Raw genomic sequence first — 24402 nt, 5'->3', positions numbered from 1 at the left:
CTCGAACGGGTGCGGGTTTTTATATCAAGAAGCACGAGCCGCACGTCCTGGCCCCGGCTCGGACTCTTTTGTTCGGAAGGGCATCCTCTCCCATGCGTTTTTCCCCACCCGTGCCGCACATCCTGCATGTCACCCAGCCCGTCGAGGGCGGTGTCGCACGGGTCGTGGCGGACCTGGTGGCGGCTCAGGTCGCCGCCGGGCTGCGGGTGACCGTGGCCTGTCCGGAGGGTGGCACGCTGACGGACGCGCTGCGCGCGCCGGGCTGCACGGTGCTGCGCTGGGACGCGACCCGCTCGCCGGGGCACCGACTTGCGGGCGAGGTACGGCGGTTGACGCGGATCCTTCGCGAGGTGCGGCCGCACCTGGTGCACGCGCACAGCGCGAAGGCGGGACTCGCGGCCCGGCTGGCCGTGCGCGGCGGTCTCCCGACCGTCTTCCAGCCGCACGCCTGGTCGTTCGAGGCCGCCGGAGGAGTCGTCGCGCGTCTGGCGCTGGGCTGGGAGCGGTCGGGGGCGCGGTGGGCGACGCGCGTCGTGTGCGTCAGTGAGGCGGAACGGCGGACCGGGGAGAGGTACGGGATCAAGGCTCCTTGGCGGGTGGTCCCCAACGGTGTCGACACGCTCAGGTTCCGGCCGGAGGGGGACGTCTCCCGGTCCGGGCCGGGGCCGCTCGTCGTGTGCGTGGGCCGGCTGTGCCGCCAGAAGGGGCAGGACGTGCTTCTGCGGGCCTGGCCCGAGGTGGAACGGCAGCTGCCCGGGGCCCGGTTGGTGCTGGTCGGCGAGGGCCCGGACGCGGACCGGCTGCGCTCCTGTGCGCCCGCCTCGGTGGTGTTCGCCGGTGCCGCGCCCGACGCCGCGCCCTGGTACCGGGCCGCCGACGTCGTGGTCCTGCCGTCCCGCTGGGAGGGCATGGCGCTCGCGCCGCTGGAGGCGATGGCGTGCGCCCGGCCGGTCGTGGTGACGGACGTGGACGGGGCGCGCGAGAGCCTGCCGCCCGAGCAGCTGCCGTACTGCCTGGTGCCGCCGGAGGATCCCGGTGCGCTGGCGCGGGCGCTGACGGCGTTGTTGCGGGACGAGCCGCTGCGCGCGGCGCTGGGCGCGCAGGGCCGCCGGCATGTGCTCGCCGCTCACGACCTGCGGCAGGCGGCGGACGCCGTGACCGAGGTGTACCGCGAATTGCTCGGCGAACTGCTCGGCGTCGTTGTCGCGCCGGTCGCCGTACCCAACTAGAGCAGGAAGTGCATCACCAGATGACTGCGGAAAGTACCGTTCCCCCTCGTACGGGGCAGCAGCCGCGGACGGCAGAGCGTGCTGTCTCCGTTCTCGCCCCGCGCGGCCCCGCAGCCGGACGGCGACTGCCCGCCGGACGGAGAGAGGGCCGGCCGCGGCGGGCCTTCAGGGGGACCCTGCCGCTCGTCGACGGCGGCGCCGCCCTGCTGGGGGTCCTGGTCGTGCCCGGGGCTGAGAGGTATCCGCTGGTCGTCGCCCTGCTGGTGCTGGGGGTGATCGGGCTGAACCGGCGGGCCCGCCTGTACGACGGCTCCCTGGTGCGCGGTGCGCTCGACGAACTCCCCGCCGTCTGCGGGCGGATCGCCGTCGGCTGGGCGGCCGTCGGGGCGCTCTCGCCGCTGCGGCCGCTCCCGCCGGGCGTACTGGCCGGCGCGTTCGCCGTGCAGTGCGCGGCGGCCTGTGCGGGCCGCGCGGCGGTGCACGGACGGCGGGCGCGGCGGCGGCTGCCCGATCCCGCGCTGGTGGTCGGTCCGGTCGCGGTGGCCCGGAAGGTCGCGGCCGCGCTGCTGCGTCAGCCGGGCTGCGGAGTGCGGCCGGTGGGCGTGGTCGGCGACGGTCTCGACGTCCTCGCCCGGCCCGGTGAAGGCCCCGAGCTGCCGCTGCTGACCACGGATCAGGCGGCGCGCCGGGCGGTCATCCAGAACGGTGTGGAGACGGTGCTCGTCGTGGGCGCCGCCACCCGGGTGGAGAAGACCGCGCTGCTGCGGGATCTCGCCGCGTACGGCTGCGTGGTGTGGGAGCTGGAGGCGGACGCACCCTCGTACGGCCTCGGCGGGCGCCGCGAAGCGGGCGGGCATCTGGCGGGTTTCCCTCGCAGGCTGCTGTGCCCGGGGCGCGGACGGCGACGGGTCGGCGTGGGCAAGCGGGTGCTCGACGCGGTGCTGTCGGGCTCACTGCTGCTGCTCGCCTGCCCGGTGCTGCTGGTGTGCGCGGCGGTGCTGCGGGTCATGGACGGGCCGGGCGTGCTGTTCCGGCAGGAGCGCATCGGCAAGGACGGGCGGCCGTTCACCCTGCTGAAGTTCCGCACCCACCGGCCCGCCAGCGCGCACGAGGCGGCGACCCGCTGGAGCGTGGCGAACGAGCAGGAGATGAGCCGCTTCTGCCAGTTCCTGCGCCGCACCTCGCTGGACGAGCTGCCGCAGCTGTGGAACGTCTGCCGCGGAGATATGAGCCTGGTCGGCCCGCGGCCCGAACGGCCTTATTTCGTCGCCAAGTTCAGCCAGACCTATCCGGGTTACCGGGAGCGTCACCGGATGCCGACCGGGATCACCGGGCTCGCCCAGATCCACGGGCTGCGCGGCGACACCTCCATCGAGGACCGGTGCCGCTTCGACAACGCCTACATCGACAACTGGTCGCTGTGGCAGGACATCTGCATCCTGGCGCGTACGGCGGCCCTGTTCGTACGGCCGACGGGGAGCTGAGCGCGGGTGAGCACTCCCTCGGCCTCCGTACCGCTCGCGTGGCCACTGCCGGCGCTGCGGCGGGCCGCGCCCGTGCTGCCCCTCCTGGCGGTGATCGCCCTCCTGGGGCTGCCGGCCGAGACGGACAGCGGTGCCACGCCCGCCGACCTGACCTGCGGGCTGGTCCTGCTGTGGGCCGCGGTACGGACCCTGCGGCGGGCGCGGCGCCCGCTGACGCGGACGGCGGCGGTCGTGCTCGGGCTGCCCGTGGTGGGGATCGCGGTCTCCGCGACCGGGGCGGTGACGCCCGGCGACGCGGTCACCGGACTCGCGCGCTATCTCCAGGTGTTCGTGCTCGTCCCGCTCGCGATGGTGCTGCTGGTGCGCGGCCTGCGCGATGCCCGGCTGGTGCTCTGGGGGCTGGCCGGTCTCGCGCTGTGGCAGGGGGCGGTCGGGGTGCACCAGTACCTGACCGGAACCGGGGCCTCGTACCAGGGGGCCTACATCCGGGCGGTGGGCACGTTCGGGCCGCACGACGTGATGGGGATGGCGACCGTCGTCGCGGCCGGAGTGGTGTCGCTGACCGGTCTGGCGCTCGGGACGGGTGCGCGGCGGCAGCGGGTCGCGGCCGCCGTCTGTGCGCTGGCGCTGCTCGTGCCGCTCGCGCTGTCCTTCAGCCGGGGTTCCTGGATCGCCACGGCCGTGACCTGCGGTGCGCAGCTCCTGCTGGCCGGGGTGCGGCGGGCGGTGAAGGTGTTCGCGGCGGTGGCCGCGGCCTCGGTGGTGCTGGTGGGCGGGTTCGGCGTGGGCGGCTCGGCGCTGCAGGAGCGGCTGACCAGCATCACCCAGGTCGCCGGGGCACCGGACCAGTCGGTCATCGACCGCTACACCATGTGGGCGGCCTCCATCGACATGTGGGACGAGCACCCGGTGCAGGGCGTCGGCCTGAAGGCCTTTCCCGCCTACCGGGACTCGCACGCCTCGCTCGCGCTGTCGTCGGGCAGCGACACGGAGGGCGACGGCCAGGCCTTCCGGCGCCAGCCTCTGCTCTCCCCGCACAACATGTACATGCTGCTCCTGAGCGAGCAGGGCCTGCTGGGCCTGGTCACGGTCGCGGGCAGCTGGCTGGCCCTGCTGGTGTGCGCGCTGCGCCGGCTGCGGCGGGCGGCGGACGCGCGGGACTGCGCGCTCGCCGCGTGCGGGCTGCTGCTGTGGCAGCTGGTGAACTTTCTGTACTCCGACATCGGTGGTCCCTCCACCACCCTGATGGGGGTCTGCTTCGGGGTCGTCGCTTGGTGGTCGCTGGGGGTCGGCTCCGCCGGTTGCGCGGAATCGCGGCCCTGCCGCGGGGCGGAGTGTCGTCGGCCGTCTGCTGCGACGTCGTGGCTGGTCGCGCCCCGCGGCGGAGCCGCAGATCGACACAGCCCCGCGCCCCTTTGGGGCGCTACCCGTCCCGCAACGGAATCGGACCCTCGGTGAATCCCGGAACCGCGAAGACCGCGGGCGCCCCCGACGCTGCCGACGTCGACGGCCGTCCCGGCACGGTTACCGCCCGGCACGCGGACACCCCCTCGGCCCGCTTCCTGGCCCGGGCGACGCTGCTGTCCGCGGCGCTGTCCATGGCCGGGGCGGTGCTCGGGCTGGCGCGGGACCAGGCGCTCGCGCATCTCTTCGGTGCCGGCGCGGACACCGACGCGTTCCTGGTGGCCTGGACCGTGCCCGAACTGGCGGCGACGCTGCTGATCGAGGAGGGCATGGCGTTCGTGCTGGTGCCCGCGTTCAGCGTGGCGCTGGCCCGGCGGGCGCTCGGGAACGGCACCCCCGACCCGGTGCGCGCCCTGGTCGCCGCCTCGCTGCCGCGGCTGTGCCTCGCCTTCGCCGCCACGGCCGCCGCGCTGATGGCCGGGGCGCCGCTGCTGGTGGCGGCCCTCGCGCCCGGTCTGCCCGACCCGTCGCTCGCGATCGCCTGCACCCGGCTGACCGCGACCTGCGTACTGAGCTTCGGTCTTGCCGGGTACTGCAGTGCCGCGCTGCGCGCCCACCGTTCGTATCTCGCGCCCGGCGCGATCTACATCGCGTACAACGTGGCGATCATCTCGACGATGTTCGTCCTCGGTGTGCACTGGGGCGTGCGGTCCGCCGCCCTCGGGGTGGCGCTCGGCGGGTGCCTCATGGTCGCCGTACAGACTCCGTCGCTGGTGCGCCGGCTCGCGGGGCGGCCCGGCCGGAACGACCGCGGGTACCAGGACGACGGCGGGCGGCCGCTCGCGCCGGGCCTCGTCTGCGCGGTCCTGCTGTTCGCGCTGTGCCGGCAGTCGCAGGTGCTCATCGAGCGGCACTTCGCGTCCGCGCTGCCCGCCGGGGCCATCTCGCACCTCAACTACGCCCAGAAGGTCGCGCAGTTGCCGATGTCGCTGTCCATGATGGTGTGCATCGTCACCTTCCCGGTGGTGGCGCAGGCCATCGCCGAGGGCGACACGCGGCGGGCCCGGGACCGGGTCGAGCGGGACGTGCTGCTGATGGCCTGCCTCGTTCTGCTCGGCGCCGCGATGGTGGTGGCCTGCGCTCCGCAGATCGTCCGACTCCTCTTCCAGCGCGGGGCGTTCACGGCGCAGGACACCGCCGCGACCGCCGCCGTGATGCGGGTGTACGCGGCCGGGCTGCTCGGGCAGACGCTCGTCGGGGCGCTCGTGCGGTCGTACTTCGCGGCCGGCCGCACCACCTGGTTCCCGCTCGGCGCGATGGGCGTGGGGGCGCTCGCCACCGTCGTCATCGGCGCCTGGGCCGTACGGCCCTGGGGTGCCTGCGGCATCGCCGCGGCCAACGCGACCGGCATCACCCTCACCGCGCTGCTCATGCTGCACGGCCTGGGCCCGCGCAATGTGCCGGTGCGCGTGCGCCGGGTCGTCGCCGAACTGGTCAGGCCGGTGTGCGCGGCCGTGTGCGCCACCGGGGCCGGACTTGTGGTGGCCGGGCTGTTCACCTCACCCGCGGCGGCCGTCGCCGCCTGCTGCATCTGCGTGACCGTCGTCTTCCTGCTGCTGGCCTGGGCCCTCGACGCGGCGGACGCCCGGTCTCTTCTGCTTCCCGTCGCTCAGTCACTCCGTCATTCCGTCACACGAAAGCTGGGTCATGGTCGCTGACGTCTCCGCTGCCCCGCGCAAGGCCGAACCCGATCCCAGATCGTCCGCGAGAAGACGGTCCAAGCGGGGTCCCGCCGTCTGGGTGGCCATGTACCACTCCGTCTCGGACTGCCCGGACGACCCCTACAACGTCACCGTCTCCCCCGCCCGCCTCGACCGCCAGTTCGCCTGGATGTCGAGCCGCGGCCTGCGCGGGGTGAGCATGCGCGAACTCCTCTCGGCGCGCGCCCGTGGCACCGAGCGCGGCCTGGTGGGGCTCACCTTCGACGACGGATACGCCGACTTCACCGGCGACGCGCTGCCCGTGCTGTGCCGCTGGGGTTTCACGGCGACCGTGTTCGTGCTGCCCGGGCGGCTCGGCGGCGAGAACGCATGGGAGCCGCTCGGACCGCGCAAGCCGCTGCTGGACGCGGACGGCATCCGCCGCGCGGTGGCCGCGGGCATGGAGGTCGCCTCGCACGGCCTGACCCACCTGGACCTGACCAAGGCCACCGACGAGGTGCTGCGCTCCGAGGTCCACGACAGCCGCCATCTGCTCGCCGGGATCACCGGTACCGACGTGGAGGGCTTCTGCTACCCGTACGGGTATCTCGACGAGCGCGTCGCCGCCGCCGTGCGCCTGGCCGGCTACCGCTACGCCTGCGCGATCACCCCCGGTCCGGACGGCTGCGGGGACTTCGCGCTGCCCCGCATCCACGTCGGGGAGATCGACACCGTCGTACGGCTGGAGCTGAAGCGACGCCTGGCCCGGTTCTTCGGCCGCTCCGTGGAGGCCGTGTGAGGGCCCTGCACATCATCACCGGCCTCGGCGTCGGCGGAGCGGAACAGCAGCTGCGCCTGTTGCTGCGGCACCTTCCCGCGCAGTGCGACGTGGTGACCCTGACCAACCCCGGACCGGTCGCCGCGGGCCTGGCCGCCGACGGGGTCCGGGTCATCCACCTCGGCATGGGCGGCAACCGCGACCTCGGTGCGCTGCCCCGGCTGACCCGGCTGATCCGCACCGGCGGCTACGACCTCGTCCACACCCATCTGTACCGGGCCTGTCTCTACGGCCGGATCGCCGCGCGGCTCGCGGGAGTCCGGGCGGTGGTGGCCACCGAGCACTCGATCGGCGAGACAGCGCTGGAGGGCCGGCCGCTGACCGCGGGCGTCCGCGGCCTGTACCTGGCCGGCGAGCGCCTGGGCCGCGCCACGGTCGCCGTCTCGCCGACGGTGGCCGAGCGGCTGCGCCGCTGGGGCGTGCCCGGAACACGCATCCGCGTCATCCCGAACGGCATCGACGCGCCCCGGTTCCGCTTCGACGAGGTGGCCCGCAAGGAGGCACGGCTGCACTACGGGCTGCCCGAGGACGCGTACGTCGTCGGCGGGGTGGGGCGCCTCACCCCGGGCAAACGCTTCGACCTGCTGCTGCGCGCCCTGTCCCGGCTGCCCGCTGACGTACGGCTGCTGCTGGTGGGCGGCGGGCCCGAGGAGACGGCGCTGCGGCGCACCGCGCGGGCGCTGGGGGTCGCGGACCGGGTGGTGCTGACGGGCGAGCGGCCGTATCTGCCGGGTCCCCGCGACGACACGCCCGGGCTGGCCGACCTGCTGTCGGCGATGGATGTGCTCGTCTCGCCGTCGCCGCAGGAGGCCTTCGGACTGGCCGTGGTGGAGGCGCTGGCGGCCGGGCTGCCCGTGCTGTACGCGAGCTGCCCCGCCGTCGAGGACCTGCCGCCTCGGGCGGCACCCGGCGCCCGGCGCGTCACCGGCTCCACCGGGGCGTACGTACGGGAGCTGCTGCGGCTGCGGGCGGCGGGGCCGGGCGAGCGATGCGTCCCGGACGCCGTGCACCACTACGACATCGCGTGCAGCGCCCGGCAGTTGATGGATGTCTACACGGCCGCTGTGGCCGGCTCGACCCTGGAAGTGAGTGCTCCATGACCGACAACCCCGTTCAGCGTGCCCGCCTGCCGCGCCGTGAGCGTGCCCGTGTGAGGCGGCTGCCCTCGTGGTGGCTGCTGCCGGCCGGCGCGCTGCTCGGTGCCGTGGCCGGCGGCACGTACGGACTGGTGAAACCGCCGCAGTACACGGCGACGAGCTCCGTCGTCGCCGTGGCGGCCGGCGGCCGCTCCGACGTCGACTGCGCCGACGCGCTCGGCTTCGCGCAGGCGTACGGCCGGGTCGCCCCGCAGCTCGCGGTGCTCGGGGACGCGCAGGTCGAGGCGGGCGTACCGGCCGCGTTCCTGCGCAAGAGCGTGCAGGTCGCGACCTCGCCGGACGCCCCGATGGTCTCGGTCTCGGCGACCTCGTCGAACCCCGCCCAGGCCGCGGACATCGCCAACGCCGTGTCCGGTGTGCTGGTCACGCAGGCGGCCCACACCAAGGCCGGCACCGGCATCCGGCTCGAACCGCTCGCCCGCGCGATGCGGCCCGCCCAGCCGTCGTCCGCGTCCTGGAAGCTGACCTCGCTCGTGGGCGCGTGCGCCGGAGGTCTGCTGGGCGGACTCGCCCTGCTGGCACGGCCGCGGCGCAGGGCGGACGACGACGGCCCCGGCCAGCCGACGGTGCCCGCCCCGACCCATGCCGTGGACGCCCGCGGGACCCTCGGATGACCGCGTCCGGCCATACGCTCTCGGTGGAACTGTGCACCGACGAGCGCACGTTCGCCGCGCTGGCCGGGGAATGGGGACGGCTGCACGACGCCTGCCCCTCGGCGACACCGTTCCAGAGCCACGCCTGGCTGCACTCCTGGTGGCTCTCGTACGGCACACCCGACGGGCTGCGGCTGTTCCTGGTGCGCCGGGGCGGTGAACTGGTGGCCGCCGCACCGCTGATGCGGGTACGGCGGCCACTGCCGAAGCTGGTGCCCATCGGCGGCGCCATCTCCGACTTCTGCGACGTACTGCTCGACGAGAAGGAGGCCGAGCACGGCAGCCGGGCCCTGGCCGACGCGCTGGCCGACGCGGCCCGCACCGCGCTGATCGACTTCCGGGAGGTCCGGCCGGGCAGCGCGGTGGAGCAGGTCTACGGCCGCTGGCGCGGTCCACGCCGCAGGCTGCGCGACTCGACCTGCCTGGAACTGCCCGCCCTGCCGATGACCGAGCTGGTCAAGCGGCTGCCGCCGACGCGCGCCCAGCGGGTGCGCAACAAGGTGAACAAGCTGGGCCGGCTCGGCGTCGAGTGGCGGGTCGTCGGCCACGACGAGACGGAGACCGCGCTGCGGCGGCTGCTGGAGCTGCACCGTCTGCAGTGGCAGGGCAAGAAGATGACACCGGAGCACACCCGGCCGCAGTTCCTGGAGCACCTCGTGCGGTCGGTGGTCCCGATGGCCCGCTCGGGGCAGGCCTCGGTGACGGAGTTCCTCCTCGAGGGCGCGGTGGTGGCCGTCAACCTGCATCTGCTGTCGGGGCAGCTGCTGGGCGACTACATGTACGGCTTCCACCCGGGGCTGCGGGAGCGCAAGGTGGATGTGGCGACGATGCTGCTGCGCGCCTCCACCGAGCATGTCGCGTCCGCCGAGGAGGGCCGGGTGCTGAGCCTGATGCGCGGCGACGAGCCGCACAAGTACCGCTGGTGCCCCGACACGGTCTACAACCAGCGCTTCCTGCTGGCCGGACGGCGCACGGCGCCGCTGCTGGCGGCCACCCTCTGCGCGGCCGCCGCCCGGTGCGGGGCCAAGTCGGTCCGGCGCATGGTCCCCGACTCCAAGGACCACTGGTAGCACCGCCTCAGGGCGAGGGGGCGGGCGGGATCTGCGGGGTGACGGGCGGCGTGGGCACGGCGGGCACCGGCGGGGTCGGCGCCGCAGGCTCGGGAACTGCCGGTGCCGGGGGCGTGGGCACCGGCGTCGGCAACGGCACCGGGGTCGGCTCCGGTGGCGCGGGGATCACGGGAACGGGCGGGACGGGCACGACGGGCAACGGCGTCGGCTCCGGCAGCAGGGAACTGGCCAGCACCGCACGGTAGGTGGCGGCGGCCCGGGGATTCTCGGTGCACAGCCACACGCCGTGCGGGCAGTAGTCGGTGATCGTGTTGTACAGCGGCTTGTGCTCGTCCATCCAGGCGAGCATGCGCAGCATGTACGTGACGTTGTCGCCGTTGCGGTACAGACCCCACTCCGGATACGAGATCGGCTTGTGGTGCTGCCGCGCGAAGTCCACGTGGAACTGCAGACCGTAGGGCTCCGACACCTGCTCGTCGAACGACGCGCCACGCGGCTGGTCGTACGAGTCCATGCCGACGATGTCGACGAAGTCGTCGCCGGGATAGCACTTCGACCACGGAATCGCGTCCTGCCCCCGGTTCGGGGCGAAGTCGAACCTGAACCTCTGGCCGGGAATGGAGCGCATGACGGTGACGATGCGCCGCCAGTACCGGATCCAGTCCTCCGGGTCGGGGCCGCAGCGGTGGGTGTACGTGACGCCGTTCATCTCCCAGCCGAGCACCAGGACCGTGTCCGTCGCCCCCAGGTCGACCAGGCGCTGTGCCAGCAGCCGGAAGTGCCCGTCGAACTCGCCGGCCGCGGCACGCCGCAGCAGCCGTGCGACGGCGATGTCGGAGACCTGCGCCTCGTTGTGCTCCATCAGCGGGACGTTGAGCACGAGCAGCCGGTCGGGCTTGGCCAGCCGCCACTTGGCCCAGCTGTCGAGGAAGCCGTAGCCGCCCTCGATGTTCTCCCACACGTCGCCCGGCAGATAGGTGTGCCCCACGCGCAGTTCGGTGCCGCCCAGCCAGCCGCTGAACTCCCTCAGGCGGACCAGCCCTTCGGGCTCGGAGTCGAGGAACGCGCCGAACGCGGCCCGCCGCACGTCCGCCACCGAGTAGGCGCGCGCGTCGTTCGGGGGCGGGCCGGGCCGGCCGGGATGCCGTGCGGCGTCGGCCGGGGAGGCCGGGCCCCAGGCGAGCGCGGCTGACGCGAGCGCTGCGACGGTGAGAATCGCCAGTCGCCTGTGGGCGGACCGGCGGCGATGAGGGCTCATTCATCCTCCTTTGCCGCAATTCCGCACATTAATGACACATAGTCATATATCACTTAATTGCGTCACTTGAGTCAGACAGCTGGCCGCGGATCACCCGCACGAGTGACCGGGGCCGGCCCTCAGCCGCCGTACAGCGCCTCGATCTCCTCCGCGTACGCCGCCGTCACGGCGTGCCGCTTGATTTTCAACGACGGGGTGAGCAATCCGTTGTCCTCCGTGAACTCACCCTCGACGAGGGCGAACGCACGGACCGACTCGGCGCGGGAGACGGCCTCGTTGGCGTAGTCCACGGCCCTCTGAACGTCGGCGCGCATCCGCGGATCGCGTACGACCTCGGACATCGGGGTGTCCGCGGGCAGCTTGCGGACCGTCAGCCAGTGGGCGACGGCCTCGGGGTCGAGGGTGATGAGGGCGGCGACGAAGGGACGCTTGTCGCCGACGACGATGCACTGGCCGATCGGCGGGCGGCTGCGCAGCCGGTCCTCCAGTACGGCCGGGGAGACGTTCTTGCCGCCGGAGGTGACGAGGATGTCCTTCTTGCGGCCGGTGATGGTGAGATAGCCGTCCTCGTCGAGGGAGCCGAGATCACCGGTCGCGAACCACTCGTCCCGCAGGACGGCGTCGGTGGCGGCCGGGTTGTTCCAGTACGCGCCGAAGACGACGCCGCCCTTGATGAGCACCTCCCCGTCGTCGGCGATCCGCACCGCGGTGCCGGGGACCGGGACGCCGACCGTGCCCGGGCGGGGCCCCAGGGGCGGGACGATCGTGGCGGCGGCGCTCGTCTCCGTCAGGCCGTAGCCCTCGTAGACGATGATTCCGGCGGCGTAGAAGAACAGGTTGAGCTTGCGGTCGAGCGGGGAGCCGCCGCTGATGGCGTACCGCATACGGCCGCCGAGTTCCTTGCGGATGCGGCGGTAGACCAGCAGGTCGTACAGGGCCCAGGCGGCGTAGAGGGCGGGGCTCGGGCCCTTGCCGGTCTCCAGGAACTTGTCCAGGTACGCCTGGCCGAAGCGGACGCCGATGCGGTCCGCGCGGTCGAAGGAGGCACCGCGGCCGATCTTCTCGGCGGTCGCACGGCCCGTGTCGTGGATCTTCTCGAAGAGATACGGGACGCCGACCAGGAAGGTCGGGCGGAACTCCTTGAGGGCGGGCCGCAGTTCCTCGGGCTTGATGCCGGGGCAGTGGCCGATCTCGATGCGGGCCATCAGACAGGCGATCTGGAGGGTGCGGCCGAGGATGTGGGCGAGCGGCAGGAAGAGAAGGGTGGAGGCGACCTGGCGGGTGACCTCCTTGAAGATCGGATGGAGCAGCTCGACCGTGTTGGCGGCCTCGGCGTGCAGGTTGGCGTGGGTGAGGACGCAGCCCTTCGGTTTGCCGGTGGTGCCGGAGGTGTAGCAGATCGTCGCGATCGCGCCGGGGGTGAGGGCGGTACGGCGCTTGGTGACCTCCTCGTCGGGGAGGTGGCGGCCGAGAGTGACGAGGTCGGTCATGGCGCCTCCCTCCGCGGCGGTCGCCGATGTCGGCGTCAGCTGCCAGATGCGCGGCTGCCGTTCGTGCCGGGCGGTCCCCGTCGTCACCGTGGCGGCGTTCTCGGCGGTCTCGGTGATGACGAAGCGGGCGTCCGAGTCGCGGACGATCCACTCCACCTGCTCGGCGGAGGACGTGGCGTAGATCGGGACGGTCTGGCCGCCCGCCGCCCAGATGGCGAAGTCCAGGACCGTCCACTCGTAGCGGGTACGGGACATGACGGCGACCCGGCCGCCCGGTTCGAGGCCCGCGGCAATCAACCCCTTGGCCACGGCGGTGACTTCGCGGGCGAAGGCGGCCGCGGTCACCGGCCGCCAGGTGCCGTCGTCGTGCCGGCGGCGCAGCACCACGGCGTCGGGGGCCTCGGCCGCGTTGGTGAAGGGGAGGTCGGCGGTGCTGCCGGTGGCCGGGCGCGGGGCGAGGGCGGGGGTGCGGGCCTCGCGCACGACTCCGTCCTCGTCCCTGACGACCTCGACCCTGGTGCGGGACGCGAGGTCGGTGCGCCGTTTTGCCCTTTTCAGGTCCTTGCGTACGCCCATGACGGCTCCCGGTCGGCTCTGACTGGGAGGTCAACTTACTCACAAGTAAGGAAAGGTCAATGGGGCGACACCGGCGGGACTGATGTTCTAGCCCTGGCCTCGGTCCGCCTGTCCTATCGCGTCGGCGAGCTGCTGTACGTCCTTGTCCTCGGTCTTCTTCGACAACTGCTCGGCACGGGCGCGGAGTTCGCTCAGCCCGGGGTCGCCGGGGAGGGAGCGCCAGTGTTCGTCGCCCTGGCGGAGGGCGTCGGCGAAATAGGCGGCCACGGCGGTGACCTGGAAGCGGGGGCTCGCCTCCCGGAGGGAGTCGCTCAGGGCGCCGGTCTCCAGTTCACCGGACTTCTCGTGCGGGTCGCGGGTGTCGGGGTCGAGCCAGCGGACGGTGGCCGTGGCGAGGTGGCCGTCGGCGCCGGGCCTGGTGCGGACGGCGTAGAGGGCGGTGACCGTATGGCCGGGGCCGACCTCGCCGCCGTCGACGCGGTCGTTGCGGAAGTCGTCGTCGGCGACCCGGCGGTCGTCGTAGCCGACGAGGCGGAACTCGGCGACCGTGGCGGGGTCGAAGGCGACCTGGGCCTTGGCGTCGCGGGCGGTCAGGTCGATGTTCTGCGGGAGCTGCTCGCAGAAGACCTTGCGGGCCTCGTCCTCCTTCGAGACGTACACGGTGTGGCCGTCGCCCTTGTCGGCGAGGCGTTCCATGAGGGCGTCTCCGTAGTCGCTGCCGACGCCGACGCCGAAGAGGGTGATGCCGTACTCGCGGCGGGCCGAGGAGATGCGGTCCAGGATCGAGTCCGGGTCGGTGTCGCCGTCGTTGGCGAGGGCGTCGGAGATGAGGACGACGCGGTTGGTGGCGTTCTTGCGGCGGCCCTCGACGGCGGTGGCGTAGCCGGTCTCGACGCCCGCGCCGAGGTTGGTGGAGTAGGTCGGCTCCAGTCCGTCGATCGCGTCGTGGATCTCGCCGCGGTGGCCGCCGAGGCGGGTCATCGGCAGGACCTGCTCGGCCTTCTCGCTGAAGGTGACGAGGGCGACCGAGTCGTCGTCGCGCAGCCGGTCCGTCATCGTGTCCAGGGACTTCTGCGCGAGATCGAGGCGGCCGGGCTCGGACATGGAGCCCGAGATGTCGATGACGAAGGTGAGGGCTGCGGGCGGGCGCCGGCCGGTCTCCGTGGCCGGGCGGGTCGCGAGGCCGACGCGGACCAGGGACCAGTTCTTCTCGTCGGTGCGGGCGCCGTCGACGGTGACCGTGAAGCCGTTGCCGTCGGGGCGTTCGTAGTCCTGGCGGAAGCTGTTGACGAACTCCTCGGGGCGGATGGTCGCCGGGTCGGGGCGCTGTCCTGCGGCGAGGGTGCGGCGGGCATAGCCGTAGGAGGCCGTGTCGACGTCCAGGGCGAAGGTGGAGAGGTGATCGTCCGGAGTCGGGGACGGGCCGGCGAACCGGTCCTCGCCCTGCTGCTCGCCGGCCGTCGGGGCGGCAGGGGCCGGGAAGCCCGTCCCGTGCGAGCCGTCCGAAGCGTTGTTGCTGCTGCTCTCGGAGCCGCCGCCCGCACCGCAGGCCGTGAGCAGCAGGCCGCTCGTCGCCGTGAGGGCGAGGAGGGCGGCGCGCAGCCGTCGGGTGCGGCGGTGTGGCGTACCCGGGCGTGGTGTTCGGTACCGCTCCATCTTCCGTGCCCCCTTGGTGTGTTGACGCCGACGTCTGTGACTGTGACGGCGCAGGGGGTCGGAATGTGCGGCACGGGGCGTTGCGGATGAGTCTCAAGACGGCCACGATCATGGCCGGCCGAGACCGGTGGGTGATCCTCCGTTGACCTAGGAGACCACGTCCTTGCGGGCGAAACCCCGGAAGGCCAGGGCGAACAGCACGAGCGCGTACGTTATGGAAATCGCCGTGCCCTGGATCATGCCGGACCACTCGGGGTGCGGCTGGACGGCGTCCGCCCAGGCGAACTGCCAGTGCGCGGGCAGGAAGTCACGCCAGTGGCCGAGGGCCGTCACGGCGTCCAGGACATTGCCGACGATGGTGAGTCCGACCGCGCCGCCGACCGCCCCGAGGGGCGCGTCGGTCTTCGTCGAGAGCCAGAACGCCAGCCCCGCGGTGACCAGTTGGGACACGAAGATGAACGCCACGACCACCAGCAGGCGCTGGGCCGCCGTCCCCGAGTCCAGCGCACCGCCGGTGGGGATCCGGAGCGGGCCCCAGCCGTAGGCGGCCGTGCCCACGGCCAGGGCCACCACCGGGAGCAGGATCATCGCGGCCAGGCTGAGGCCGAGTCCTACGACCAGCTTGGACCACAGGAGGCGGGCCCGTGGGACGGGTGCGGCCAGCAGATAGCGCAGGGAGGACCAGCTCGCCTCGGATGCCACGGTGTCCCCGCAGAACAGGGCGACCGGGATGACGAGCAGGAAGCCCGCGGAGACGAAGAGGTTGACGGCGGCGAAGTTGGCTCCCGACGCGGTGGCCGTGTCCATCAGCGTCACCTGGCCGTTGCGGCCGCCCGGGTCGCCGCCGATCGCGAACGCGATCAGCAGCACGAACGGCAGCGCGGCGAGGATCCCCGCCATGATCAGCGTCCGGCGCCGCTTCAGCTGCCGGACCAGCTCGACCCGTAGGGGCAGCGTGCGGGCGGCCCGGTAACCGGAGGCGGCGTGATGGGGCTCGGTGTGCTCGGCCAGCGTGCTCATGCGGAACCTCCGATCAGGGTGAGGAAGGCGTCCTCCAGGCGGCGGTGGGGGCCGAGTGAGGTGACCGGTACTTCTAGGCGCACCAGCTCGACCAGGAGGCCGGCGGCGGTGCCCGTGCCCGTGCGGGCGGCTGGGGTCGGTTCGGTGAGGGTCGCTGTGTGGGGTTGTTCGTCTGCGGCGCCGTCGTGGCTGGTCGCGCCCCGCGGCGGAGCCGCTGATGGAAGCAGCTCCGCGCCCCTGAAATCCGCTGCCGCACCGGAGGTGACTTCGCCGCCCCCGCCCGAGACGGCCCCCTCGCCGGGAGCGAGCCGGATCAGGAGGCCCCCGTCCGTCCGTACCGCCGACTCGACGCCCGGCAGGGCCGCTACCTTCTCCAGCAGCGGGTCCGGGATGTCGGAGGCCAGGCCGACCAGGAGGGTGTCGCCTGAGCCGATGATGTCGGCGACCGGGCCTGCCTGGACCAGGCGGCCGCGGTCCATGACGACCAGGTGGGTGCAGGACTGTTCGACCTCTGCCAGGAGGTGGCTGGAGACGATCACCGTGCGGCCGGCCGCCGCGTAGCGGATCAGCACCTCGCGCATCTCGCGGATCTGGGGCGGGTCGAGGCCGTTGGTCGGTTCGTCGAGGATGAGCAGGTCCGGGAGGCCGAGCATGGCCTGGGCGATGGCCAGGCGCTGGCGCATGCCCTGGGAGTAGGTGCGGACCGCGCGGGCCAGCGCGTCGCCGAGGCCCGCGATCTCCAGGGCCTCGTCCAGGTGGGCGTCCTCGGGCGGGCGGCCCGTCGCCTGCCAGTACAGCTCCAGGTTCTCGCGGCCGGACAGGTGCGGGAGGAAACCCGCGCCCTCCACGAACGCGCCGACCCGGGACAGGACCGGGGCGCCGGGACGGATCGCCTGGCCGAAGACGCGGATCTCGCCGCCGTCCGGCCTGATCAGGCCCATCAGCATGCGCAGGGTCGTCGTCTTGCCCGCGCCGTTGGGACCGAGGAGACCGAGGACCTGGCCCTTGTCCACACGGAAGGACAGGTCCCGTACCGCGTAGCGGTCCGCCGACTTGGCGTACCGCTTGCTCAGGTCCGTGATCTGGAGCGGCACTTCGGCCAGTTCGGGAGCCGGGGACGGCGCGATCGTGCGGCGGCGGCCGGTCAGCAGCAGGGCCAGGGCGAGCACCGCGCCGGCCAGCGGGAGCCACCACACCCAGGACGGCAGCGGCGCGGCCGCGGTCGTCACGCCGGGTGCCGTCGGCACCTTCAGGTCGCCCTTGAGGGAGACGGTGTACGTCGCCGGGGCGGCCGGGGAGGCGTAGCCGAGGTCGGTGGAGGCGAGGACCAGGCGCAGCCGGTGGCCCTGCTCGACCTCGTGGTCGACGGCCGGGAGCGTGATTGTGACGTCCTTGCCGGACTTGGCGCCCTCGACGCGGACGGGCGCCACCAGTTGCGAGGGCAGCACGGGGGTGCCGCCGCCGGGACCGACGTCGTACACCTTCCCGAACAGGACGGCGTCGTCGCTCGTCGACTTCACATGCACGGTGACCGTGGGCGATCCCGTGATCCGCAGGCCGCTGCTCACCGGTGCCGACTCGAATCGCGCGTACTGGCCGGGGAAGTCCAGCGACACCCCGACGCCGAGCGAGGACAGCTGGGCGAGGCCGCCGGAACCGCCGAGGCCGGGCAGGGCGGAGACGGCGGGCGGACTGGCACCCGCAGGGTTGGCGAAGCTCTGCCGCGAGCCCCTGAGCGGCACGGAGCGCTGTCCGCTCTCCAGGCCCGGGTACGTGTCGTCGGTCGCTCCCCGCAGCACGGCCGCGCCGTCCGTGGAGTCGACGCCTCCGGTGCGGGTGATGCGGAAGGCCGGGCCCGTGTCCGTGCCCTTCTCGTCCTTGAGGTACTGGTCGAACCATGCACGCACGCGTGTCTGGACGCGGCTCGTCTCCATGTCGCCGCCGTCGTGTCCGCCGGCGATCCAGTCGACGTCGACCGGGGCGCCATTGGCACGGATGGCCTTCGCCGCCGCGTCCGCCTGGCCGAGCGGGAAGAGGGAGTCCGTCTGGCCCTGCACCAGGAGCGTGGGCACCTTGATGCGGTCGGCGACGGCGGAGGGGGAACGGGCGGCCAGCAGCTCCCGCGCCTGGGCGTCCGGCTTGCCGGACTCCGCGACCCGCTCGTACATCCGGCACAGCTCGGGCTGGAACCTGCCGCAGCCGCCGCCGGAGTTGATGAAGATGCCCGCCCACAGCTTCTTGAAGACGCCGTTCGGGAACAGGGCGTCCGCCAGGTTCCAGTACGTGATCGCCGGGGCCGTGGCGTCCACCCGGTGGTCGTACCCCGCTGCCAGCAGGGAGATCGCGCCGCCGTACGAGGCGCCCGCGACGCCCACGCGGGGGTCGCCGGGCTTGTCGAGCTGGACCTCGGGCTGCTCAGCGAGCCAGTCGATCAGCTTGGAGACGTCGGCGACCTCGCCCTTCGGGTCGTTCAGTCCGATCTTGCCGGTGGACTTCCCGAAGCCGCGGGCCGACCAGGTGAGCACCGCGTAACCGTCTCTCGCCAGGTCCTCCGCCTGCTGCCGGACGTCCTGCTTGCTGCCGCCGAAGCCGTGGGCGAGCAGGACGGCGGGGTGGCGTCCGCCGGTGGAGGCGGGGGTGAAGTACGAGGTGTCGATCCGCACCCCGTCCATCGCCATGACGCGGTCGGTCCGCTGCACCGGGGCCTTGTCGTCCGAGGCGACGGCCGTCCACGTTCCCGCGCCTGCGAGTACGACGACGGCGGCCCCGGCGGCGAGCAGCCTCCGGGGCCCCCGAAGCAGCCCTCGCAGGCGGGGCAGTCGAAGATCCATGTCTCAACGGTACGGGGCGTCTCTGACAGTGGGGGCAGCCCCGGGGGTGAAGGGTGCGCCCTCCCGCGGGAGTACGGGTGGAATGCCGTGTACCGCGCTTGCTGTACGGCTACGAGCCCGGTCGCTTCTGTAATGGGCCGAGTGCGGGTGCATCGTGGCTTGTCGCGCCGTTCCCCGCGCCCCTTAAAGCCGCTCGTCCTCGGGGAGTGAGACCAGCCACCGCGTGTCCCTGCGCGGGCGGAGGTAGAAGGCCCAGTACAGGGTCGCTGCCGCCGTGATGCCGCCCGTCCACAGCAGGTAGCTCGTCTCCTGCTGGCTCAGGATGTACGCCAGGACCGCGATCAGCAGCACCGGCATGGCGGGCCACAGAGGCATCCGCCAGGCGGGGGTGTGTTTGTGGGAGCCGCGGCGGGAGAGGAGGGCGGCCACCGCGACCAGGAGGTACATGCCCGTCACCGAGACGCCCGTGACGCCGTACAGGGTGTCCAGGTTCACGAAGCAGAGCAGGGCGCCCGGGACTCCGACGGCGAGGGTGGCGACCCAGGGGGAGCCGAAGCGGCCCAGCTTGGCGAAGACGTTGTTGACGGGCTCCGGCCAGGCCTTGTCGCGGGCCGAGGCGAACAGGACACGGGAGTTCTGGATGACCATGACGATGCCCGCGTTGATGATCGCGAGGGCCACGCAGAGGCTGACGAAGGTGCCGACCGCGGAGTTGGACCAGGCGGTGACCATGGAGCTGATGTCACCGCCGGTCAGCGTGGAGAGGTCCGAGGCGCCCATGGTGATCGCCACCACCGGGACCAGGATGATCACCGTCGAGATGGCGAGGGTGGCCAGGACCGTGCGGGCGACGTTGCGGCGCGGGTGCTCCAGTTCCTCGGAGAGGTAGACGGCGGTCGAGAAGCCCTGGGTGACGAACAGGGCGATCGCGAGGCCCGAGACCACCAGCATCGCCGTCACCGTGTCCGGGTGGCCGCCGGAGCCCGCCACCTTCATCGAGACCAGGCTCCCGGCGCCCCGCTCGCTGTGTGCGAAGCCCAGGACCGCCACCACGGCCGCCGCGATGACCTCCAGGACCAGGAAGATGCCGGTGATCCAGGCGTTGGCCCGCAGGTCGAGCAGGCCGGCGAGCGTCGCCAGCAGCATGACGCCGGCGCCGGCGATCGCCGGGTCGAGGTGCACGACCGGTGCCAGGTAGTCCGCCGTGCCCATCGCGATCACCGGCGGGACGATCATGACGACCAGGAGGGAGAGCACGAAGACGAGCCAGCCCGCGAGCCGTCCGGCCATCGTCGAGACCATCGCGTACTCGCCGCCCGCGCTGGGGATCAGGGTGCCCAGCTCCGAGTAGCAGAACGCCACGGCGATACAGAGGAGGGAGCCGATGGCGATCGTCAGGGCGGTGGCGGTGCCGAGCGAGCCGAACAGGTCCGGGACGACCACGAAGAGCGTGGAGGCCGGGGTCACGCAGGAGAGGGTCAGCAGTGTTCCACCCACCACACCGATGGAGCGCTTGAGCTTCTGAGGGCCGTGGGGCGCGTCGACGACCGTGTCGACGGGGCGGAGCGTGTCGGTCATGCGCGGTTCCGATCGCCAGGGGCAGCAGATTGCGCTGATGGAATCCCAACGAAAACCAGCGCGTCAATAGCCGTTTACCTACGAAATCCGTAGATCAAAACGGCCTTTGATCGCGGATACGGCACACCATGCGGGAATTCGCAGCCTTTCGCTCGTACGGGAACCGTAGTCCCGAGGCGTAAAAAAATGGGGCCGTCCGCTATACGGACGGCCCCTGACTCCTGCGTCAGTGGTTGCGCGGGAAGCCCAGGTCCACGCCCGCCGGGGCGTCGGCCGGGTCCGGCCAGCGGGTGGTGACGACCTTGCCGCGGGTGTAGAAGTGCGTGCCGTCGTTGCCGTAGATGTGGTGGTCCCCGAAGAGGGAGTCCTTCCAGCCGCCGAAGCTGTGGTAGCCGACGGGCACCGGGATCGGGACGTTCACGCCGACCATGCCGGCCTCGATCTCCAGCTGGAAGCGGCGGGCGGCGCCGCCGTCCCGGGTGAAGATCGCGGTGCCGTTGCCGAACGGCGAGGCGTTGATCAGCGCCACGCCCTCCTCGTATGTGTCCACGCGGAGGACACAGAGGACCGGGCCGAAGATCTCGTCCTGGTACGCCTTCGCGGATGTGGGCACCTTGTCCAGGAGCGAGATGCCGATCCAGTGGCCGTCCTCGAAGCCCTCGACGGTGTACCCGGTGCCGTCCAGCACCACCTCGGCGCCCTCGGCCGCCGCGCCGGTGACGTAGGAGGCCACCTTGTCGCGGTGGACCTTCGTGATCAGCGGGCCCATCTCGGACGTCGGGTCGTTGCCGGGGCCGATCTTGATCTTCTCGGCGCGCTCGCGGATCTTGTCGACGAGCTCGTCGCCGATGGAGCCGACCGCGACGACCGCGGAGATGGCCATGCAGCGCTCGCCCGCGGAGCCGTAGGCGGCCGACACGGCGGCGTCGGCGGCCGCGTCCAGGTCGGCGTCCGGCAGGACCAGCATGTGGTTCTTGGCACCGCCCAGCGCCTGCACGCGCTTGTGGTTGGCGGAGGCGGTGGTGTGGATGTAGCGGGCGATGGGGGTCGAGCCGACGAAGGAGACGGCCTTGACGTCGGGGTGCTCCAGGAGGCGGTCCACGGCCACCTTGTCGCCGTGCACGACGTTGAAGACGCCGTCCGGCAGACCGGCCTCCGCGAGCAGCTCGGCGAGCTTGATGGACGCCGACGGGTCCTTCTCGGAGGGCTTGAGAACGAAGGTGTTGCCGGTCGCGATGGCGATCGGGAACATCCACATCGGGACCATCGCCGGGAAGTTGAACGGCGTGATGCCCGCGACGACGCCGAGCGGCTGGCGGATGGACGAGACGTCCACGCGGCTGGCCACCTCGGTCGACAGCTCGCCCTTCAGCTGCACGGTGATCCCGCATGCCAGGTCGACGATCTCCAGGCCGCGCGCGACCTCGCCCAGCGCGTCACTGTGCACCTTGCCGTGCTCGGCGGTGATCAGCTCGGCGAGCGCGTCCCGGTTGGCCTCCAGCAGCGCCCGGAACTTGAACAGGATCGAGGTCCGCTTCGCGAGCGAGGAGGTGCCCCAGGTGGCGAAGGCGTCCTTCGCGGCGGCGACCGCCGCGTCGACCTCGTCGACCGAGGCGAAGGCGACCTTCGTGGTGACCGCGCCGGTCGCAGGGTCGGTGACCGGCCCGTACGTGCCCGACGCGCCTTCGACGGACTTGCCGCCGATCCAGTGGTTGACGATCTTCGTCATGCCCAGTTACTCCTTCACAGATGGCGGCGTCGGGTCGAGACGTGCCGTTCGTACAGCTCGCGGGCCTTCACCGCCGACGGTCGGGTCGCGGTCTCGGCCACAGGTACATCCCACCAGGCCTGCGCGGGCGGCGGGCCCGACACAGTGTCGGCCGTTTCGGTCTCGACGTAGACACATGTGGGTGTGTCGGCGGCGCGCGCCTCCGCGAGCGCCGTCCGCAGGTCCGCCACGGTCTTCGCGCGCAGCACGCGCATGCCGAGGCTGGCGGCGTTGGCGGCGAGATCCACGGGCAGCGGCGCCCCCGTGTACGTACCGTCGTCGGACCGGAAGCGGTACGCCGTGCCGAACCGCTCGCCGCCCACCGACTCGGACAGACCGCCGATGGACGCGTATCCGTGGTTCTGGATCAGGAGGATCTTGATCGCGATGCCCTCCTGTACGGCGGTCACGATCTCCGTCGGCATCATCAGATACGTGCCGTCGCCGACCAGCGCCCACACGGGCCGGTCCGGTGCGGCCAGCTTCACGCCGATCGCGGCGGGGATCTCGTAGCCCATGCAGGAGTAGCCGTACTCCAGGTGGTACTGGTCCCGCGACCGCGCCCGCCACAGTTTGTGCAGGTCGCCGGGGAGGGAGCCGGCCGCGTTGATGATCACGTCGGACTCGTCCACGAGCGCGTCCAGCGCGCCGAGGACCTGCGGCTGCGTCGGGCGTACGTCCGGCTCGTCGGCCTCGTAGCAGGCGTCGACACGCTGTTCCCAGCGCTCCTTGTCCTCGGTGTACTCGGTGACGTAGGAGGCCGGGACCTCGTACGCATGCATGTCCAGAGCCGCGGTCAGCTCCTGGAGGCCGCTGCGGGCGTCCGCGATCAGGGGCCGGCCGGCCAGCTTGTGGCCGTCGAAGGGCGCGATGTTGAGGTTGAGGAAGCGCACGCCCTCGCCGCTGAAGAGGGTGCCGGAGGCCGTGGTGAAGTCGGTGTACCTGGTCCCCACGCCGATGACCAGGTCGGCGGTGCGGGCGAGTTCGTTCGCGGTCGCCGTGCCGGTGTGGCCGATGCCGCCGACGTCCTGCGGGTGGTCGTGGCGCAGGGAGCCCTTGCCGGCCTGGGTGGAGGCGACCGGGATGCCGGTGGCCTGGGCGAACTCGGCGAGGGCCTCCTCGGCGCGGCTGTGGTGGACGCCGCCGCCGGCTATGACGAGTGGCCTGCGGGCGGACCTGATCACCCCTACCGCCTCGGCGAGTTCGGCCGGGTCGGCGCCCGGACGCCGTACGACCCAGGTGCGCTCGGCGAAGAACTCGTCCGGCCAGTCGTGGGCCTCGGCCTGGACGTCCTGAGGGAGGGCCAGGGTCACGGCGCCGGTCTCGACGGGGTCGGTCAGCACGCGCATGGCGTTCAGGGCGGACGGGATCAGGGCTTCCGGCCGGGTGATGCGGTCGAAGTACTTCGAGACCGGCCGCAGGCTGTCGTTGACCGAGACATCGCCGGCGTAGGGGACTTCGAGCTGCTGGAGCACCGGGTCGGCGGGGCGGGTGGCGAAGACGTCACCCGGCAGGAGCAGGACCGGGAGGTGGTTGACGGTCGCGAGGGCGGCGCCCGTGACGAGGTTGGTGGCGCCCGGACCGATGGAGGTCGTCACCGCGTGGGTGGACAGGCGGCCCGACTGCCTCGCGTAACCGACCGCCGCGTGCACCATGGCCTGTTCGTTGCGGCCCTGGTGGTACGGCATGTCGTCGGCGTACTCGACGAGTGCCTGGCCGATCCCCGCCACGTTGCCGTGGCCGAAGATGCCCCAGGTGGCGCCGATCAGCCGCTGCCGGACGCCGTCGCGCTCGGTGTACTGGACCGACAGGAAGCGGACGAGTGCCTGCGCGACCGTGAGCCTCGTCGTTGAGGACGTCATCGGTAACCCTCCGTATGTTCCGGATGGAAGCAGATCCGCCACTCCCGAGTCTCGCCCGGGCCCGCCATGACGTTCAGGTAGTACATGTCGTGGCCGGGCTGGGCGATGGACGGGCCGTGCCATCCGTCGGGGACGAGGACGGCATCGCCGGATCGGACCTCCGTGAGGACGTCGGATCCGCCCTCACGGGAGGGAGATACGCGCTGATAGCCGAAACCGTTCGGGCCGTCGATCTCGAAGTAGTAGATCTCCTCCAGCTCCGCCTCCACGCCCGGCCGGTGCTCGTCGTGCTTGTGCGGCGGATACGAGGACCAGTTGCCACCGGGGGTGATCACTTCGACGGCGATGAGCTTGTCGCAGTCGAAGGCGTCGGCAGAGGCGAAGTTGCGGACGTGCCGCAGCCGGTTGCCGCTGCCTCGTTCTTCGACGGGGACCTCCGGCGCGGGGCCGTAGCGGGCGGGGAGTCGTCGCTCGCACTTCGCTCCTGCCAGGGCGAAGCGGCCTCCCGCGCCGGAGGCGATCTGGACCCGGGCGTCACGGGGTGCGTACGCGAAGTCGGAGACCGACGCGAACACGCTGTCCCTGCCCAGGAGTTGGAACTCTTCGTCCGTTGTGCCGTCGGCTGTGCGCACGGTACATCCGCCCTGCAGCGGAAGCACGATCCACTCACTGTCGCCGGTGGTGAAGGTGTGCGTGCCACCCGGCTCCAGCTCGACGATCCGCAGACTGCAGTACGCCCAGCCGGCCCGCTTGGGGTCGATGTCGAGCGTGTAGTCGGCATCCGCGGTGGTGCCCTGCGCGACGTACAGGTCGTTGCCGGTCATGCGG

The 24402-nt window shown here is 72.3% G+C and carries 17 protein-coding genes; 8 read left to right on the top strand and 9 right to left on the bottom strand.

The window, feature by feature from the left end:
- Window positions 1-92: 92 nt before the first annotated feature.
- Genes ACWC1K_RS15615 through ACWC1K_RS15580 form a run of 8 tightly spaced genes read left to right on the top strand, consistent with a single transcriptional unit; the run spans window position 93 to window position 9535 of the window.
- Entirely contained in the window at window positions 93-1229 is a 1137-nt protein-coding gene (locus ACWC1K_RS15615) for a glycosyltransferase (RefSeq protein ID WP_450831665.1), read from the top strand.
- Window positions 1230-1249: 20 nt separating this feature from the next.
- Entirely contained in the window at window positions 1250-2713 is a 1464-nt protein-coding gene (locus ACWC1K_RS15610; RefSeq protein ID WP_450831664.1) for an exopolysaccharide biosynthesis polyprenyl glycosylphosphotransferase, read from the top strand.
- Between the two features lie 6 nt (window positions 2714-2719).
- A complete protein-coding gene (locus tag ACWC1K_RS15605; RefSeq protein ID WP_450831662.1) occupies window positions 2720-4171 on the top strand; it encodes an O-antigen ligase family protein in 1452 nt (483 codons plus the stop codon).
- A complete protein-coding gene (gene murJ, locus ACWC1K_RS15600) occupies window positions 4168-5835 on the top strand; it encodes a murein biosynthesis integral membrane protein MurJ (RefSeq protein ID WP_450831660.1) in 1668 nt (555 codons plus the stop codon). Before ACWC1K_RS15605 ends, murJ begins: the two co-directional genes overlap by 4 nt.
- Complete coding sequence (locus ACWC1K_RS15595; RefSeq protein ID WP_450831658.1) at window positions 5825-6616, top strand: polysaccharide deacetylase family protein; 792 nt, start codon at window positions 5825-5827, stop codon at window positions 6614-6616. The genes murJ and ACWC1K_RS15595 overlap by 11 nt, the downstream gene beginning before the upstream one ends.
- Window positions 6613-7755, top strand: a complete 1143-nt coding sequence (locus ACWC1K_RS15590; protein ID WP_450831656.1) for a glycosyltransferase — start codon at window positions 6613-6615, stop codon at window positions 7753-7755. Before ACWC1K_RS15595 ends, ACWC1K_RS15590 begins: the two co-directional genes overlap by 4 nt.
- Entirely contained in the window at window positions 7752-8426 is a 675-nt protein-coding gene (locus tag ACWC1K_RS15585) for a lipopolysaccharide biosynthesis protein (protein ID WP_450831654.1), read from the top strand. The genes ACWC1K_RS15590 and ACWC1K_RS15585 overlap by 4 nt, the downstream gene beginning before the upstream one ends.
- The gene (locus ACWC1K_RS15580) at window positions 8423-9535 is read left to right on the top strand and encodes a GNAT family N-acetyltransferase (RefSeq protein ID WP_450831652.1); all 1113 of its coding nucleotides are present in this window, start codon (window positions 8423-8425) and stop codon (window positions 9533-9535) included. Before ACWC1K_RS15585 ends, ACWC1K_RS15580 begins: the two co-directional genes overlap by 4 nt.
- 7 nt (window positions 9536-9542) lie before the next feature.
- Here the strand turns inward: ACWC1K_RS15580 and ACWC1K_RS15575 are convergent, their stop codons facing one another.
- From ACWC1K_RS15575 to iolB, 9 genes are all read right to left on the bottom strand, one after another.
- Window positions 9543-10793, bottom strand: coding sequence for a glycoside hydrolase family 26 protein (locus ACWC1K_RS15575; RefSeq protein WP_450831651.1), 1251 nt, complete (start codon window positions 10791-10793; stop codon window positions 9543-9545).
- Window positions 10794-10912: 119 nt separating this feature from the next.
- The gene (locus ACWC1K_RS15570; protein WP_450831649.1) at window positions 10913-12859 is read right to left on the bottom strand and encodes an AMP-dependent synthetase/ligase; all 1947 of its coding nucleotides are present in this window, start codon (window positions 12857-12859) and stop codon (window positions 10913-10915) included.
- 87 nt (window positions 12860-12946) lie between these two features.
- Window positions 12947-14515 carry a YfbK domain-containing protein gene (locus ACWC1K_RS15565; RefSeq protein ID WP_450831647.1) on the bottom strand — a complete coding sequence of 523 codons (1569 nt, stop codon included), beginning with the start codon at window positions 14513-14515 and terminating at the stop codon, window positions 12947-12949.
- A gap of 147 nt (window positions 14516-14662) precedes the next feature.
- Window positions 14663-15535, bottom strand: a complete 873-nt coding sequence (locus ACWC1K_RS15560; protein WP_450831645.1) for an ABC transporter permease — start codon at window positions 15533-15535, stop codon at window positions 14663-14665.
- Window positions 15532-18366, bottom strand: a complete 2835-nt coding sequence (locus ACWC1K_RS15555; RefSeq protein WP_450831643.1) for a CocE/NonD family hydrolase — start codon at window positions 18364-18366, stop codon at window positions 15532-15534. Before ACWC1K_RS15555 ends, ACWC1K_RS15560 begins: the two co-directional genes overlap by 4 nt.
- 183 nt (window positions 18367-18549) lie before the next feature.
- Entirely contained in the window at window positions 18550-19944 is a 1395-nt protein-coding gene (locus tag ACWC1K_RS15550; protein WP_450831642.1) for an APC family permease, read from the bottom strand.
- Window positions 19945-20170: 226 nt separating this feature from the next.
- A complete protein-coding gene (gene mmsA / locus ACWC1K_RS15545) occupies window positions 20171-21673 on the bottom strand; it encodes a CoA-acylating methylmalonate-semialdehyde dehydrogenase (RefSeq protein WP_450831640.1) in 1503 nt (500 codons plus the stop codon).
- A gap of 14 nt (window positions 21674-21687) precedes the next feature.
- The gene (gene iolD, locus ACWC1K_RS15540; protein WP_450831638.1) at window positions 21688-23574 is read right to left on the bottom strand and encodes a 3D-(3,5/4)-trihydroxycyclohexane-1,2-dione acylhydrolase (decyclizing); all 1887 of its coding nucleotides are present in this window, start codon (window positions 23572-23574) and stop codon (window positions 21688-21690) included.
- A complete protein-coding gene (iolB, locus tag ACWC1K_RS15535) occupies window positions 23571-24398 on the bottom strand; it encodes a 5-deoxy-glucuronate isomerase (RefSeq protein ID WP_450831637.1) in 828 nt (275 codons plus the stop codon). The genes iolD and iolB overlap by 4 nt, the downstream gene beginning before the upstream one ends.
- Window positions 24399-24402: the final 4 nt, after the last annotated feature.

The sequence above is a fragment of the Streptomyces sp. NPDC001492 genome (genome assembly GCF_053597275.1).
This window is presented reverse-complemented; position numbering and strand designations above follow the sequence as displayed.